Genomic DNA, 16,028 nt, shown 5'->3' with positions numbered 1-16,028 from the left:
ACCGCGAAAGGGGCGGGTGCTCAAACTGAGTTTGAGCACCCGCCCCTTTCGCTATGTCAGAACGCTATATCCGCGGGACCCGAGAGTCCGTGCGCCCACAGCCCCCGGCACCCGCCACCGCCCGCTGCACGGACCGCCAGTGGCTCACCGAACCCGGTGGGTTACTTCCGAGAAGCCCATCCACCTCGCCGGCCTGCCCGCAGGAAGCCGCTGAATGCACCGCGCCCCGGTCCTCCACATGATGTGGAGGACCGGGGCGCGGCAACCGGGAATCCGATCAGTGAGCGTGCTTGCCGCGATCGTACTCGAAGACCAGACCGACCACACCGACCGAGAGGATCAGTGCACCGAAGGGCACGATCCACCAGCCGACCGCAACACCCATGAAGGTGATGGCGCCGCCGATGGCGACGACCAGCGGCCACCAGCTCCAGGGGCTGTAGAAGCCGTACTCGTAGGCCTCATCGGCGATCTCGCCCTGTTCGTTATCCGAGGCGATATCACCGGTGGTCCTGTGATGCAGGCCCACATAGCCGCCGATCATCAGGCACATCAGACCGACCAGGGCGATCGCGGGAAAGCCCACGAGCTCCTTGAAATCCGTCAGAATGCCGTAGACCAGGGCGACCGGCAGGAAGAAGAAGATCGAAGCGCCGAACAGCCATGCTGTGAACTTCACTTGGTGCTCCTCTCAGGCAGGGAGTAGGCATCCGCCGGGTGCCCCGCCAGCTCCAGTAGCTCCGGGTGGTTCGCGTCGAACGCGGGGCGTTCGGAGCGAATCCGGGGCAGCGAGTTGAAGTTGTGGCGCGGGGGCGGGCAGGAGGTCGCCCATTCGAGCGAGCTGCCGTAGCCCCACGGATCGTCCACGGTGACCTTGGGTGCCTTGCGTGCGGTGATCCAGACGTTCAAGAAGAACGGAATCATCGACAGGCCCAGAATCAGCGAACCAATCGTCGACACCTGGTTGAGAACGGTGAAGCCGTCCTGCGGCAGGTAGTCGGCGTAACGCCGCGGCATACCCATAACACCCAGCCAATGCTGCACCAGGAAGGTCGCGTGGAAGCCGATGAACAGGATCCAGAAATGGATCTTGCCCAGGCGCTCGCTCAGCATCTTGCCGGTCCACTTGGGCCACCAGAAGTAGAAGCCCGCGAACATCGCGAATACGACGGTACCGAAGATCACGTAGTGGAAGTGGGCCACGACGAAGTAGCTGTCGGACATGTGCTGGTCCAGCGCAGGAGAGGCCAGGATGACACCGGTCAGACCGCCGAAGACGAAGCTGACCAGGAAGCCCAACGACCACAGCATCGGGGTCTCGAAGGTGATCGATCCCTTCCACAGGGTGAAGATCCAGTTGAAGATCTTCACACCCGTCGGCACCGCGATCAGCATCGTCATAAAGGCGAAGAACGGCAAGAGCACCGCACCGGTGACGTACATGTGGTGTGCCCACACGGTCACGGACAGGGCCGCAATCGCGATCGTCGCGTAAACCAGCATCTTGTAGCCGAACACGGGCTTACGGGAGAACGCCGGGAAGATCTCGGAAACGATGCCGAAGAACGGCAGGGCGATGACATAGACCTCCGGGTGCCCGAAGAACCAGAACAGGTGCTGGAACAGAATGGGCCCGCCGTTCTCCGGACTGAACACATGCGCACCCAATATTCGGTCGGCTCCCAGCGCCAGAAGGGCTGCGGCCAGGGGCGGGAACGCCATCAGGATCAGGACACCGGTGATCAGGGTGTTCCAGGTGAAGATCGACATCCGGAACATGGTCATACCCGGAGCGCGCAGGGTGATGATCGTGGTGATGAAGTTCACCGCGCCCATGATGGTACCGAAGCCCTGGAAGGCCAGGCCCATCACCCAGAGGTGTCCGCCGATGCCCGGCGTGTACGTCGTGTTACTCAGCGGGGCGTAGGCCGTCCAGCCGAAGCCGGCGGCGCCCTGCGGGGTCAGGAAGCCCGCGCAGGCGATGAGCGAACCGAACAGGTACAGCCAGAAGGCGAAGGCATTCAGTCGCGGGAAGGCGACATCGGGCGCCCCGATCTGCAGCGGCATCAGAACATTGGCGAAGCCGGAGAACAACGGCGTCGCGAACATCAGCAGCATGATCGTGCCGTGCATCGTGAACAGCTGGTTGTACTGTTCCTTGGTCTCGATGATCTGCATGCCCGGTTCGAACAGCTCCAGGCGGATCAGCAGCGCCATCACGCCGCCGATGCAGAAGAACAGGAAGGACGCGATCAGGTACATGTACCCGATGGTCTTGTGGTCAGTGGAGGTGATCCAGCTGACGATCACCTTGCCGAGGCTCTTGGGCTGTTTGGGCCCGGCCGCGACGGTAATCGGTTCATTGGCAACCGCCGTCATTACTTCTCACCCTCCTCGTACGGGTTCTTGTGCCATTCGGTACGGTCCAGGTCGTCGCCGAGCTGGCCCTTGTTACCGGAATCGCGCAGCTGCTTGGTCTGGGCCTTGAACTCCTCCATCGACACGACCTTCACGTTGAAGAGCATCTCCGAGTGGAATTCGCCGCACAGTTCGGCGCACTTACCCATGTACTCGCCCTCTTTGAGGGCCTTGAGGTGCAGGGTATTGGGCTGGCCGGGGATCATGTCCCGCTTCTCCAGGAATGCCGGCACCCAGAACGAGTGGATGACATCGCGGGAGCGCAGCTCGATCTCGAGGTTCGTATTGGCCGGCAGGTACAGCGTGGGAGCGTTCTTACCGGGCTTCTCCGTGCCGTCCAGGTTCGCCTGGACACCGGCGTAGTAAGCGTCCTCCGTGACGTAGTTGAAGTCCCACGCCCACTGCTTGCCGACGACCTCGATCTTCTGTTCGCCGGGGGTCTTGTCCTCAGTCGTCTGGTTCAGCGTGTGAACCGTCTGACCGAAGAATCCGACAACCAAGATGATCGGGACGATCGTGTAGAAGATTTCGATGGGCATGTTGTACCCCATCTGCACCGGCAGGCCACGGTCGTGCTTGCGCCGACGGTAGGCGATGAGGCAGAAGAGCATCAGACCCCAGGTAACGAGGCCGACGAGCAGGGCGGCGATCCAGCCGCCGACCCACAGATGGGTATATGCCTCCGTGTGGTTCGTGGCGCCCACGGAATCGAGGGGCATGAACCCGATTTTGAGTTCCTCCTTGGAACATCCTGAGAGGAGCACAGCGCCGGAGAGCACCCCGACCAGGCCAAGCCGCTTGGCCCAGGTCGCTGCCCTCCCACGTGCTGGCTGATTCGGAGAATCCACGTGCAGCCTTTCACAACTGATTCGGCAGGTTCACCAACCGCGATCGAGGCGAATCCGAGTGGGTTTCGCAGCGGGCGATGAGCCTACGTACCAATAACTACTTTTGTCGTGTCTACCTTACCGCTACACGGGGTAGAAATTCATACCGGGCTGTTCAGTTCTTGAGAAAACCCTGCGAATGAATGCCGCCGAGCAGGGCGGGCAGTCTGCGCTCATATTCGAGCCGGGGGATTTCCGATACACCGAGCGTCGCTAAATGCGGTGTAGACCACTGAGTGTCGATCAGCCACGGCCGTCCCGACGCCACCCCGTCGAGCAGCTCGACCAAGTGAACCAGGGCCACCTTCGAGGCGTCCGTCGCCCGATGAAACATCGACTCCCCCGCGAACAAGGAGCCCAGAGCCAGGCCGTATAGTCCTCCGACCAGCCGCTGGTCCTCCCACACCTCGATCGAATGTGCGATGCCCTTGGAGTGAAGGCTCGAGTAGATCGCGATGATCTCCTCGTCGATCCATGCGCCTTCGCGCCGTGGGTCGGCACATCCTCGGATGACTCCGTCGAAATCCAGGTCGCAACTCCACGAGAAACGCCGAACTGATTTCCGCAAACTTTTTGTAATCTTTAGACGTCCCGGTTCCAAGACCCCGCGCATATGTGGAGACCACCAGCCATAGGGCGCCGCTCCCCTCTCGCCAAGGCCCATCGGGAACATCCCCGTCCGATAAGCACGAAGGACCTGGGGGATGGTCAACGCCGGCGTAACCGCGCTGACCTCCCCCAGGTCCATGTATTCGCCTCCCGAGTCCGTGGGGCTCAGTGGAACGAATCGCCACAGGCGCAGGAGCCCTGGGCATTCGGGTTGTCGATCGTGAAGCCCTGCTTCTCGATGGTGTCGGCGAAGTCGATGGTCGAACCGTTGAGGTACGGAACGCTCATCTTGTCCACGACGACCTCGACCCCGTCGAAGTCGCGTACCGCATCCCCGTCGAGCAGTCGCTCGTCGAAGTACAGCTGATAGATCAATCCGGAGCAGCCACCGGGCTGCACCGCGACGCGCAGCCGCAGATCCGTTCGCCCTTCCTGCTCCAGCAGGCTGCGGACTTTGCCCGCGGCGGGCGCCGACAGCTCGACTTCGTGGGTCGGCATTTCAGTCGTGACGGTCATAATTCTCCTTAGCAGACTCTCAGCGATGCCCCGCTGCTGGGACGAGCATATACCGTAACCGACGGCGTTTCCCCGTTATTCCCCCTCGGCTCAGCCCCGCGCGAGTTTGTCCAGCAACAGGGCCTCGGAGACGATTGCATTGCGCAGATCGGGAAGATACTGCGACTCGTTGGCACTGTGCGCCCGCGAATCGGGGTCCTCGACTCCGGTGACCAGGATCGAGGCCGAGGGGAATACCTCGAGCAGATCCGCGATGAACGGAATGGACCCGCCCAGGCCCATGGCGACACTGGGGTGTCCGAAGCCCTCACTGAGCGCGGCATGGGCCGTTTCAACCACGGGGTCGTGCGGATCGGCACTCCACGGGCTGCCCGCCTCCGCCGCCCCGAATTCCACCTGTGCTCCGAAGGACACATTGGCGCGCAAGTGTTCTTTGAGAGCCGCCAGAGCCGCCTGAGGATCCTGCCCGGGCGCCAGACGCATCGACACCTTGGCCCTGGCAGCCGGCTGCAGGGTGTTCGACGAGTGGTCGACGCTGGGCAGGTCGACACCGATCACCGTCAGGCTGGGCTGATTCCACACCCGGCTGGACAATGGACCGTGGCCGATGAACTCGGATGTGGGCAGAATTCCCGAATCCGCGCGCAGCACGTCCTCTGCGTATTCCACTCCCCCGGTGGTGTTCGACACCAGACCGGCGACAGCGACCGAGCCGTCCGCCGTGTGCAAGGATGCCAGCAGTCGGGTCAGTGCGAGGCCGGCGTCTGGCACCAGGCCACCGTACATTCCCGAATGCACGGCATGGTCCAGCGTGCGCACGGTGAATTCCAGGGCGACCATCCCGCGCAGGCTCGCCGTCAGCGCGGGCTCGCCGGGAGCCCAGTTGCCGGAGTCGGCGACGACGATCACATCGCCGGCCAGCCTGTCACGATAGCGGTGGATGAAGTCGGAGAAACTCGGGGACCCGGCTTCCTCCTCGCCCTCGATGAACATCGTGACGCCGACGCCCAACCGGTCACCCAGCAGTTCGAGCGCTGTCAGATGAACCATGACACCGGCTTTGTCATCCGAAGCGCCTCGACCGAACACGCGGTCCCCGCGCTGGGTCAGTTCGAACGGTGGGGTGTCCCAGAGGGATTCGTCACCGACCGGCTGCACGTCGTGGTGGCCGTAGAGCACGATCGTCGGTCTTCCCGCCGTAGCGGGCTTGCGCGCGATGACGGCGGGATAGCCCTCGGTGCCGTCGGGACGCGCCGCGGTCAGCACCTCGACCGTCTCGAATCCGACCCTGCGCGCGAAGTCGGCCACCTGCTCCGCACTGCGACGCACTTCCTGCGCCGGATAGCTGGGCCAGGCAATCGAGGGGATGGCGACCAGGGTGCGCCACCGCTCGATCACCTCGGGCATGAGTCGCCCCAGTTCGGTGTGGAGTGTGTCCGCGGTCAGTTCAGGGGACGTGAAATCGCTGTGTGTCATAGTCCGATACTATGGGCATCGTGTTCGGACGCAATAAGAAGAGTCAAGACGAAGTCCCCGGCGTGACCGCCGGACCTGCCGCAACGCCGGCGCAGGACGCTCCACAGGGGAACCCCGCGGAGCAGAAGAAGAACCGCCCCACGCCCAAGCGCAGCCAGCAGCAGGCGGCCAACCGCCGTCCCCTGGTGCCAGAGGACCGCAAGGCCGCGGACAAGGCGTCAAAGGAGGAGATGCGCAAGCAGCGCGAGGATGCCCGCCTCGGCCTGATGAACGGAGACGAACGCTACCTCACGGCCCGCGATGCGGGCCCACAGCGCCGCTACGTCCGTGATTTCATCGACGCGCGGTACTCGATCGGCGAGCTGCTGATCCCGGTGGCCGTGGTGGTCCTCATCATCGGCTTCCTGACCAACCAGACGGTCCAGGTCTACGCGACGATCGTCGTCTATGCGCTTTTCGCCCTGTTGATCCTCGACTCGTTCGTCCTGAACTATCAACTCAAGGGCCGGATGGCCGTCAAGTTCGGTGGCAAGGACAAGATCCAGCGCGGCACCACCTGGTACGCGGTGATGCGCGCCATTCAGCTGCGCCCCCTGCGCATGCCCAAGCCGCAGGTCAAACGTCGCCAGTACCCGGAGTAATAGCCGGAGTCGTCCCGGCCGGTAGAGGCCGTCATGAAGGGCCGGTTCCGATTCTTCGGAACCGGCCCCCTCGTTCTCCTCAGACCCGTGAGCGGGCCAACCCGCGCACCAGCCGTCCCGGCCACCACGGACCCTCGTAGATCAGACCGGTATAGCCCTGCACCAGATCTGCGCCGGCGCCCAGCCGGGCCCGTGCGTCAGCAGGTGATGTCACTCCGCCGACGCTGATGATGGTCAGTGCGCTTCCAACCGTCCGGCGCACCAGACGCAGCACCTCGAAGGAGCGTTCGGCGACCGGCGGACCGGAGATGCCGCCGGCCTGTGACTGCGCGAACTCGCGATCAGCACCATCAACCACATCGCGATCGATGGTCGTATTCGTGCAGATGATTCCGTCGACGCCGGCGGCCACGCACATCCGAGCGACATCTTCGACGTCCTCATCGCCCAGGTCGGGTGCGATCTTCACCACGAGAGGCACATGGCCCAGGGTCGAGCGCGGCTCCCGTACGACCGCCTCGGCCTCTTCCTGCACCGCGGTGATGATCGGCCGCAGGGATTCGACGGCCTGCAGGTCGCGCAGCCCCGGAGTATTCGGGGAGGAGACGTTGATGACAAGGTAGTCGGCCAGGGGCGCGAGCACCCTGGTGCTGGCACGGTAGTCGGCAACGGCCTCGGCGGCCGGGACCACCTTCGTCTTGCCGATGTTGACTCCGATCACCGGCCGCTTTCCCTGTGGCAGTTCCGCCAACAGTTCCCGCTGTTCGCGCAGCCAACCGGCCACGGCCACGGCCCCGGCGTTATTGAACCCCATCCTGTTGAGGATCGCGTGTTTGGACAGCAGTCGGAACAGGCGCGGACGCGGATTGCCCGGTTGCCCTTCGGCGGTGATGGTCCCCACTTCGACATGGCCGAAGCCCATCCGGGAGATGGCCCGCACGCCAGTTGCCTCTTTGTCGAAGCCCGCGGCCAGGCCCACCCGATTGGGGAAGTCCAGCCCCATGACGGTGGCGCGGGAGCCGGGATGTGCCCGGTTGCCGAAGGCCAGGTCCATGAGACGACCACCGCAGGGCGCCGCGTCGATCGCTTTGAGGGCGGAGAAGCTCAGATGATGAATCCGCTCAGCATCGATGTGTCTGAGGACGGCATTGTAGATAAGGCGATACACGCGCTTCAGCATATCGGCCTCCGCTCCGATCCGGCGCAGGAGACCCACGATACGATGTCCGGGAACCACTGCCCTAGGAAAGGACCGTCATGGCCAACGCCCTCCGCGCGCTCACGCCCAACACCACAAGACCACAGGACGTCCCCGCCGACGTTCTGGTCGTCGGATTCACCGAATCGGGGCCCGAGGGTTCGGGAACCCGCCTCGAGGCAAGCCAGCTCCTGGCCCTGGCCGACGCGGCACAGGCAGTGGGCTTCACCGGGTCCAGCATGGCCACCGTCATGCTGCCCGCGCCGGCCGGTTTCAAGGCCCGCGCCGTACTGCTGGTGGGGCTGGGCGACTTCACCGCCGATCTGCTCGAGGACGCCGAGACCTCCGAAGCCGCGCGCGAGGCGCTGCGGCGGGCCGCCGGTACTGCCCTGCGCACGGTCGAGCGGCGACATTCCGTGGCCCTGGCCCTGCCGACCACCGACGATTCCGCTGCCGAGGCGGTGGCCACCGGAGCGCTGCTGGGCGCCTACACCTATGACTCCTACAAATCCGCCTCCGCCACCGAACCCGGTGCGCTCACCATGTTGACGGTCGAGGACCACGGCGCTGCCGTCCGCAATGCCGGATTCATCGCCCAGGCCGTCAACCGCACCCGTGATCTGGTCAACCAGCCGCCCGCCGATCTGTACCCGGAGTCCATGGCCCAGGAATTCGCGACGCAGGCCAAAGAACGACGCCTCAAGGTCACGGTGATCGACGACAAGGCTCTGCGCGAACGCGGCTTCGGCGGACTGACCGGAGTGGGTCAGGGGTCCCCGCGCGGACCCCGCCTGGTCAAGCTCGAGTACTCCCCCAAGAAGGCACTCAAGCACATGGCCCTGGTGGGCAAGGGCATCACCTTCGATTCCGGCGGACTGTCACTCAAGCCGCCGGCTTCGATGGAGGAGATGAAGTCGGATATGGCCGGCGCCGCCGCCGTCGGTCAGGCCCTGTTCGCAATCGCCGATCTCCAGCTACCGGTCCGAGTCACCGCTTGGTTGGCACTGGCCGAGAACATGCCGGGCGGATCCGCCCAGCGCCCGTCTGATGTCCTCAAGATGTACGGCGGGACCACCGTCGAGGTGACGAACACCGATGCCGAGGGACGCCTGGTCCTCGCCGACGGCCTGGTGGCCGCGCAGGAGGAGGATCCGGATCTGGTCATCGACGTCGCGACCCTCACCGGCGCCCAGATCGTCGCCCTCGGAGAACGCACCTCCGGCGTGATGGGAACCACGGGTGCACGCAACCGTGTCGTCCTGGCCGGCCAAGCAGCCGGCGAACCCGTCTGGCCCATGCCACTGCCCGAGGAACTGCGCAGGGGCCTCGACTCCCACACCGCCGACCTCAAGAACGCCGGACCACGCCCCGGGGGCATGCTCCTGGCCGGCGTCTTCCTCGGGGAACTCGTCACATCCGAGCAGGCCTGGGCGCACATCGATGTGGCCGGTCCCGCCTTCAACGGCCACGGCGCCTGGGGATACACCCCCAAGGAGGGCACCGGTGTGCCCGTCCGCACACTGATCGAAGTGGCTCGTGGATTGAGTACGACGGACGCAGAAGAATAACATTGGAACGTAACCATTCCTCCGATCTCACGCGCGGAACACGGCGCCCGGGTCCCACCGGTGCGGCGATGAATGGAACACTAGTGACAAACCGCGCTTGGCGGTCCGAAGTCAACTCTTATAAGAGGAGAAATTCGTGAGCGATTCCGACAACACCTACGATCTCGTCATCTTGGGTGGTGGCACGGGCGGATACGCGACAGCACTGCGTGCTGCCCAGCTGGATATGAAGGTCGCACTGATCGAACGCGACAAGGTGGGCGGTACATGCCTGCACCGTGGTTGCGTTCCGACCAAGGCCCTGTTGCACGCGGCCGAGGTCGCAGACACCGTCCGTGACGCCGCGGCCTTCGGCATCCAGGCCGATCTGGGCGGCATCGACATGGACGGTGTCCTGAAGTTCAAACAGGGCATCATCGACGGCAATTACAAGGGCCTGTCCGGCCTGGTGAAGGTCGCCGGCATCGACACCATCTCCGGTGAGGGCAAGCTCGTGTCGCAGGACACCGTGCGGGTGACCACCGATGACGGCGTGATCGACGTCAAGGGCGCGAATATCGTCCTGGCCACCGGCTCGACCTCCAAGACCCTGGGCATCGAGATCCGCGACCGCGTGCTCACCAGCACCGAGGCGCTCAAGTTCAACCGCGTGCCCAAGTCGGCCATCGTCCTCGGCGGCGGCGTGATCGGCATCGAGTTCGCCAGCATCTGGAACTCCTTCGGCGCGGATGTGACCATCGTCGAGGGTCTGCCCCATCTGGCGGCCAATGAGGACGAGGACATCTCCAAGGCCCTCGAACGTGCATTCAAGAAGCGCAAGATCAACTTCAAGACCGGAGTATTCTTCGACGGTGTCGAGCAGGACGCGGACGGAGTGCACGTAACGCTGGCCGACGGCACCAGCCTCGAGGCCGAGGTGCTGCTGGTAGCCGTGGGCCGCGGTCCCGTGACCGCGGGGTTCGGCTTCGAAGAGCAGGGCATCACCATGGACCGCGGTTTCGTCATCACGAACGACCGGTTCCACACCGGTGTGGGCAACATCTGGGCCGTCGGCGACATCGTCCCCGGCCTGCAGCTGGCACACCGTTCCTTCGCCCAGGGCATGTTCGTCGCCGAGGAGATCGCCGGCCTCAACCCGGTGGTACCCGTGGAATCCGGCATCCCGCGCGTGACCTACACCGATCCGGAGATCTTCTCCGTCGGCCTGACCGAGAAGAAGGCCAAGGAGGAGTACGGCGCGGACAACATCGAATCCGTGAAGTTCCCGCTGGGCGGCAATGCCAAGTCCGCGATCCTGAAGACCACGGGCTTCATCAAGGCGATCCGCGTCAAGAACGGCCCCGTCGTTGGCGTCACCGGGATCGGCGCGCGCCTCAGCGAGCAGGCCGGCGAGGCACAGCTCGTCGTGAACTGGGAGGCCTACCCCGAAGAGGTAGCGCAGCTCATCCACGCGCATCCGACGCAGAACGAAGCACTGGGCGAGGCCTTCCTGGCCCTGGCCGGCAAGCCGCTCCACTTCCACAACTGACCCACGAGGGAGACGTAAACCATGTCAAATACCGTACAGATGCCGGCCCTCGGTGAGTCGGTCACCGAAGGTACCGTGACCCGCTGGCTGAAGGAGGTCGGCGAACACGTCGACGTCGACGAGCCGCTGCTCGAGGTCTCGACGGACAAGGTCGATACCGAGATTCCCAGCCCGTACGCCGGCGTCGTCGAGAAGATCCTGGCCGATGAGGACGACGAAGTCGAGATCGGCGGCGACCTAGCGGTCATCGGCGATGGCACCGGCGCCTCAGAGGCACCCGCCGCCGCTGCACCGCAGGCCGCCGAGCCGGAACCCGAACCTGCTCCGGAACCCGAACCGGCCCCGGCCGCCGCGGAATCCGCAGCACCGACCGCATCCGGTGATTCCGGCGACTCCGAGACCGTCGTGATGCCCGCGCTGGGCGAGTCGGTCACCGAGGGCACCGTGACCCGCTGGCTGAAGGAGGTCGGCGAACACGTCGACGTCGATGAGCCGCTGCTCGAGGTCTCGACGGACAAGGTCGATACCGAGATTCCCAGCCCCGTCGCCGGAACAGTGCTCCAGCACCTGGCCGAAGAGGATGACGAAGTCGAGGTCGGCGGAGCGCTGGCCCTCGTCGGCTCCGGTGCCCCGGCTGCAGCGCCCGCTGCACCGGCACCCGAGCCTGAGCCCGAACCGGCACCGGCACCGGCACCCGAGCCTGAGCCCGCACCACAGGCCGCCGCTGAGCCGACGCCGGCACCGGAGCCCGCTCCGGCACCCGCCGCCGCACCCGCGCCCTCGATTGCACAGACCGTGGCCAGCTCGGATGTCTCCGCCTACGTCACCCCCCTGGTCCGCAAGCTGGCCAAGGAGAAGGGCGTCGACCTGTCGACCGTGTCGGGTACCGGAGTCGGTGGACGTATCCGCAAGCAGGACGTGCTTGCTGTGGCCCAGGCGGCCCAGTCGGTCGCCGGGGCGCCCGCCGCCGCGCCGGTTGCAACCGGTGCACCGCGGGCACCCTTCCAGCTGGAGATCCCGGAGGAGGCCAAGAAGCTGCGCGGCACCACGCAGAAGGCCTCGCGGATCCGGCAGACGATCGCCAAGCGCATGCGCGAGTCGCTGCAGACCACGGCGCAGCTCACTCAGGTAACCGAGGTCGACATGACCAAGGTCTCCAAGCTGCGGGCGGCCCACAAGGCACAGTTCCAGGCCAAGCACGGCGTGAAGCTGACCTACCTGCCGTTCTTCGCCAAGGCCGTCGCCGAGGCACTGCAGATCCACCCGGCGGTCAACGCCCAGTACGATGTCGCCTCGAAGCAGATCACCTACTTCGACCACGAGGACATCGGCTTCGCCGTCGACACTCCGCGCGGTCTGGTGGTGCCGATTGTGAAGAACGCCGGCGGTCTGTCCGTCGCCGAGATCGCCAAGGCCATCGACGATGTCGCCTCCCGCACCCGCGACAACAAGATCGGTCCCGATGAACTGACCGGTGGTACCTTCACCATCACGAACATCGGCAGCTTCGGCGCGCAGTTCGACACGCCGATCATCAATTCGCCGCAGGTGGGCATCCTGGGCACCGGCACCATCACCAAGCGTCCGGTGGCGGTCAAGGGCGCCGACGGCGAGTACACGATCGCCTTGCGCGATATGGTCTACCTGCCGTTGACGTACAACCACGAGTTGGTCGACGGCGCAGACGCCGGTCGCTTCCTCAAGACGGTCAAGGATCGTCTGGAGGACGGCAACTTCGAGGCCGATCTGGACCTCTGAGCACTCCACGACCCCGTGTGAAGCGGCGGGGCGGAGCGGGTATCCCGCTCCGCCCCGCCGCTTCGGCGTCTGGACTAACCTTCGGCTTCAAGGACCGAATAGACCTTCCAGACGCCGTTGGCGAACCTCAGTTCGACCCACACCGTGCGCGTGCCGTAGTCCACCGTGCCCGAGGCACCCGTCACCTTCGCGCCCATGGTGCTGCGCAGCCGCACCCGCTGCGCGCCGACCACCTCCGGAGCGCCCGGCTCAACGCTCAGTTGCACGTCGGATCCCCGGTGCGTCCCCGGGTCTGTCTGCGCGTCAGCCCGAGCCGCAGGTGAGTTCGGCACGCTGAGGTCTGCCAGCGCCCCAGCATCCCCGGTCTCCAACGCGGCCTCGCGCAAGCGCGTCAGTGCCCGCCAGGCGCCGACCGGCTCCTCCGGATCGTGCAGTGAATCCGACTCGGCCGCCACGGCCGATGAAGTCGCTCCGCCGGCCTCCCCCACCGCCGGGATCTTCTCGGCATCATGCCAGGGACCGGACAGGAGAATCCCAACCCCCACGAGCAGCAACGCCCCACCCAGCACGGGTACGGCCGAACGCCGCACCAAGACTGCCCATCCTCCGGACCGACGGGACCGACGCCGACCCATCCGGCCCTCGGACGGCTCCGCTGACCGGCGGACCAGCCGGCTCCCCCGTGCGGCCCGCAATAACGCAACGGAGTCCGCCTGACCGTCTTCGTGCGGCCTCGACCGCACACCTGCACGACGCGCGCTCAGCGCCTCCGCTCCCGGCCCGATGGCGGGCGTGCTCGCCGTCCGTGCCTGTTCGACGGCCACGCCGGTCTCCGCCGCGATGAACGGCAGGGGCTCACCTTGGCCGCAGGCGTCGAGACGTTCGCGCACCCGCTCGGTGGCCAGGCCGTAGTCCGTGGCGTAGCGGGCGCTGCCGTAAGCCAGGTCGCTGAGGAACTCGGCCAGTTCGTCTGGCATACCCGGTGCCAGCAAAGCGGGCGGGGTGCCGATGTCGGCGGTGAGGTCTCCACTCAGCGCTACCACGGCCAGACGGGCCAGAGCACATGCCTCATCCCGTCCCGCGGCGGAGCCGTACCTCCCGGGGACGAGCACGATGTCGCCTCTCGCATCCACGCCGAAGGCATCGAGGTGCACCCTGCTCATCCCCTCAGGTGGCGGTGGCGCGCCGTCGAGCACCTCGACCACCCGGTGCAGTAGGAACAGACAGCGGGACACGCTCAGCGGCCCTGCCGTACCCAGATACATGCGCAGGGTCCCGCCTTCACAGCGGGACACCAGCAGGCCCTCTAACGTCTGTCCGTCAATTGGGTCGTACATCCGCGCGACGCGGGGCCGCGCACCCGTCCAAGCGCCACCGGGAGCGTCGGCGCCGGTGACGAACCAGCGGCTGCGGCCATCCGCTTCAACACGGAAGAGGTCGGGCTCCAGCTGATGGACAAGCGTCCATTTTTCCTGGTCATCCTCGCGGACACCCGTTGTTTCCTGCTGCTCGTCATCGTTCATAATCAGTTCCAATGGCTAAGAGCGTTTATCTCGTTTTGTTGATAATAGATAACGCTCTCCACCAGAAATAGCCCGACACCGGTTGAATCACTCCTCCCGTCGGTTCCCAGCGCCCGTCGCCGGGTGTCTTTGCCCACAGCACCCGGCGGGACATAGGGTGGTGCCATGGTCCTCACCGTTGAAAAACTCGGCTTCGCCCCCGAACTCGTCGATTACCGTTACGCCCTGGGCATTCAGAACGCCTACCATGACGAGGTCGTCGCCGGCACACGGGACTCCACGCTCCTGGCACTCGAACACGAGGCCGTCTACACGGCGGGCAAGCGTACCGAGCCCCACGAGCGCCCCCTCGACGGCACAGAGGTCATCGACATCGACCGCGGAGGCAAGATTACCTGGCACGGACCCGGCCAGCTGGTCCTCTACCCGGTATACCGACTCAACGACGCCAAGGACGTTCGCCTCTACGTCAGCCAAATCGAGGATGCCGTCATCGAACTGCTCGCCGGCCTGGGAATCGAAGCCGGACGCGTGGACGGGCGTGCCGGAGTCTGGCTGGAGGCCGATGCCACCGGTCCCGAACGCAAAATCGCCGCGATTGGCATTCGCATCCACGACGGCGTGACCATGCACGGCGTCGCCATTAACTGCTCCAATTCCTTCTCCGGATTCGACAACATCGTCCCCTGCGGAATAGTCGACGCCGGGGTGACCTCCATCAGCCGCGAGCTTCACAGGGAGGTCACTCCCGCCGCACTCGCCGATGAGGCCATCGCACTTCTGAATCGCCATATCACCGCCTGACCCCACACAGCCTGACCCCACACAGGAAGGACCAGCACGTGACAATCGCACCCGAGGGACGCAGATTACTGCGCGTCGAAGCCAGGAATTCGGAGACCCCGATCGAGTCCAAACCCGACTGGATCAAGGCGAAGGCCCATATCGGCCCCGAATTCTCCGAATTGAAATCCCTGGTGCGCACGTCCGGGCTGCATACGGTATGCGAAGAGGCCGGGTGCCCGAACATCTTCGAATGTTGGGAGGATCGCGAGGCGACTTTCCTCATCGGCGGCGAACAGTGCACCCGACGCTGTGACTTCTGCCAGATCGACACGGGCAAGCCCGCCGACTTCGACGCCGACGAACCGCGCCGGGTCGCCGAATCGGTCGCCACCATGGGCCTGCGGTATTCGACGATCACCGGCGTGGCCCGTGATGATCTGGCCGATGGTGGGGCCTGGCTCTACGCCGAGACGGTTCGCCTCATCCACGGGCTGGACACCGCCGACGGACAGGGCACCGGCGTCGAGCTGCTCATCCCCGATTTCAACTCGGACGACGACCAGCTCGCTGAAGTCTTCTCCTCCCGCCCCGAGGTCCTGGCCCACAATGTCGAGACGGTCCCCCGCATCTTCAAACGTATTCGCCCCGGCTTCCGCTATGACCGTTCGCTGTCCGTGTTGACAAAGGCCCGCGCGGCCGGCCTGGTGACGAAATCGAACCTGATCCTCGGCATGGGAGAGACCAACGACGAAGTCGTCGCAGCCATGCAGGACCTCCACGCCGCCGGCTGCGACCTGCTGACGATTACCCAGTATCTGCGCCCGTCACCGCGCCATCATCCGATCGACAGGTGGGTCAAACCACAGGACTTCGTCGCATTGCGCGATGCAGCCGAAGAAATCGGCTTCCTGGGGGTCATGTCGGGACCGCTGGTCCGCTCCTCATACCGGGCGGGGCAGTTGTGGGCGCAGGCCATGCGCAGCAAGGGGCGCCCGATTCCGGCCCACCTGGCCCACCTCGACCGTGACTCCGAATCCCCGGCCAGGCAGGAGGCCCAGGCGGTGGTCGATACCTTCGGCGCGGGCGAAGAGGTAAAATACTGAGCAGTCCGCAACTGTCA

General features: G+C 65.2%; 14 protein-coding genes. 6 read left to right on the top strand and 8 right to left on the bottom strand.

Going from position 1 to position 16,028, the window contains the following annotated elements; translation table 11 throughout:
- Positions 1–277 precede the first annotated feature (277 nt).
- From NQ036_RS00290 to NQ036_RS00265, 6 genes are all read right to left on the bottom strand, one after another.
- Positions 278–679, bottom strand: coding sequence for a cytochrome c oxidase subunit 4 (locus NQ036_RS00290; protein ID WP_257046747.1), 402 nt, complete (start codon positions 677–679; stop codon positions 278–280).
- Positions 676–2,379, bottom strand: coding sequence for a cytochrome c oxidase subunit I (gene ctaD, locus NQ036_RS00285; protein WP_257046748.1), 1,704 nt, complete (start codon positions 2,377–2,379; stop codon positions 676–678). The genes NQ036_RS00290 and ctaD overlap by 4 nt, the downstream gene beginning before the upstream one ends.
- A complete protein-coding gene (gene coxB / locus NQ036_RS00280) occupies positions 2,379–3,266 on the bottom strand; it encodes a cytochrome c oxidase subunit II (protein ID WP_257046749.1) in 888 nt (295 codons plus the stop codon). The genes ctaD and coxB overlap by 1 nt, the downstream gene beginning before the upstream one ends.
- A gap of 154 nt (positions 3,267–3,420) precedes the next feature.
- Positions 3,421–4,053: a leucyl/phenylalanyl-tRNA--protein transferase gene (gene aat / locus NQ036_RS00275; protein ID WP_257056818.1), complete on the bottom strand. Its 633-nt coding sequence runs from the start codon at positions 4,051–4,053 to the stop codon at positions 3,421–3,423.
- A gap of 26 nt (positions 4,054–4,079) precedes the next feature.
- On the bottom strand, positions 4,080–4,430 hold the full coding sequence (locus NQ036_RS00270; protein WP_257046751.1) for an iron-sulfur cluster assembly accessory protein: 351 nt from the start codon (positions 4,428–4,430) through the stop codon (positions 4,080–4,082).
- A gap of 90 nt (positions 4,431–4,520) precedes the next feature.
- Positions 4,521–5,906, bottom strand: a complete 1,386-nt coding sequence (locus NQ036_RS00265) for a dipeptidase (protein ID WP_257056817.1) — start codon at positions 5,904–5,906, stop codon at positions 4,521–4,523.
- Between the two features lie 20 nt (positions 5,907–5,926).
- On the opposite strand from NQ036_RS00265, the gene NQ036_RS00260 reads away from it, so the two are divergent.
- Entirely contained in the window at positions 5,927–6,547 is a 621-nt protein-coding gene (locus NQ036_RS00260) for a DUF3043 domain-containing protein (protein ID WP_257056816.1), read from the top strand.
- 79 nt (positions 6,548–6,626) lie between these two features.
- Here the strand turns inward: NQ036_RS00260 and NQ036_RS00255 are convergent, their stop codons facing one another.
- Positions 6,627–7,727, bottom strand: a complete 1,101-nt coding sequence (locus tag NQ036_RS00255) for a quinone-dependent dihydroorotate dehydrogenase (protein ID WP_257056815.1) — start codon at positions 7,725–7,727, stop codon at positions 6,627–6,629.
- A 77-nt stretch (positions 7,728–7,804) separates the two neighbouring features.
- Between NQ036_RS00255 and NQ036_RS00250 the strand changes: the two genes are divergently transcribed.
- The 3 genes from NQ036_RS00250 (at position 7,805) to sucB (ending at position 12,599) form a co-directional block, all read left to right on the top strand.
- Entirely contained in the window at positions 7,805–9,313 is a 1,509-nt protein-coding gene (locus NQ036_RS00250) for a leucyl aminopeptidase (protein WP_257056814.1), read from the top strand.
- Positions 9,314–9,449: 136 nt separating this feature from the next.
- Positions 9,450–10,841, top strand: coding sequence for a dihydrolipoyl dehydrogenase (lpdA, locus tag NQ036_RS00245; RefSeq protein WP_257046756.1), 1,392 nt, complete (start codon positions 9,450–9,452; stop codon positions 10,839–10,841).
- A 21-nt stretch (positions 10,842–10,862) separates the two neighbouring features.
- The gene (sucB, locus tag NQ036_RS00240) at positions 10,863–12,599 is read left to right on the top strand and encodes a 2-oxoglutarate dehydrogenase, E2 component, dihydrolipoamide succinyltransferase (protein ID WP_257056813.1); all 1,737 of its coding nucleotides are present in this window, start codon (positions 10,863–10,865) and stop codon (positions 12,597–12,599) included.
- A 74-nt stretch (positions 12,600–12,673) separates the two neighbouring features.
- Here sucB and NQ036_RS00235 read toward each other — a convergent pair whose 3' ends face one another.
- On the bottom strand, positions 12,674–14,122 hold the full coding sequence (locus tag NQ036_RS00235) for a hypothetical protein (RefSeq protein ID WP_257056812.1): 1,449 nt from the start codon (positions 14,120–14,122) through the stop codon (positions 12,674–12,676).
- 165 nt (positions 14,123–14,287) lie between these two features.
- Between NQ036_RS00235 and lipB the strand changes: the two genes are divergently transcribed.
- A complete protein-coding gene (gene lipB, locus NQ036_RS00230) occupies positions 14,288–14,926 on the top strand; it encodes a lipoyl(octanoyl) transferase LipB (RefSeq protein ID WP_257046759.1) in 639 nt (212 codons plus the stop codon).
- Positions 14,927–14,964: 38 nt separating this feature from the next.
- Complete coding sequence (lipA, locus tag NQ036_RS00225) at positions 14,965–16,011, top strand: lipoyl synthase (RefSeq protein WP_257056811.1); 1,047 nt, start codon at positions 14,965–14,967, stop codon at positions 16,009–16,011.
- Positions 16,012–16,028 lie beyond the last annotated feature (17 nt).

The sequence above is a fragment of the Brevibacterium sp. 91QC2O2 genome (assembly GCF_024580695.1).
Lineage (GTDB): Bacteria > Actinomycetota > Actinomycetes > Actinomycetales > Brevibacteriaceae > Brevibacterium > Brevibacterium moorei.
This window is presented reverse-complemented; position numbering and strand designations above follow the sequence as displayed.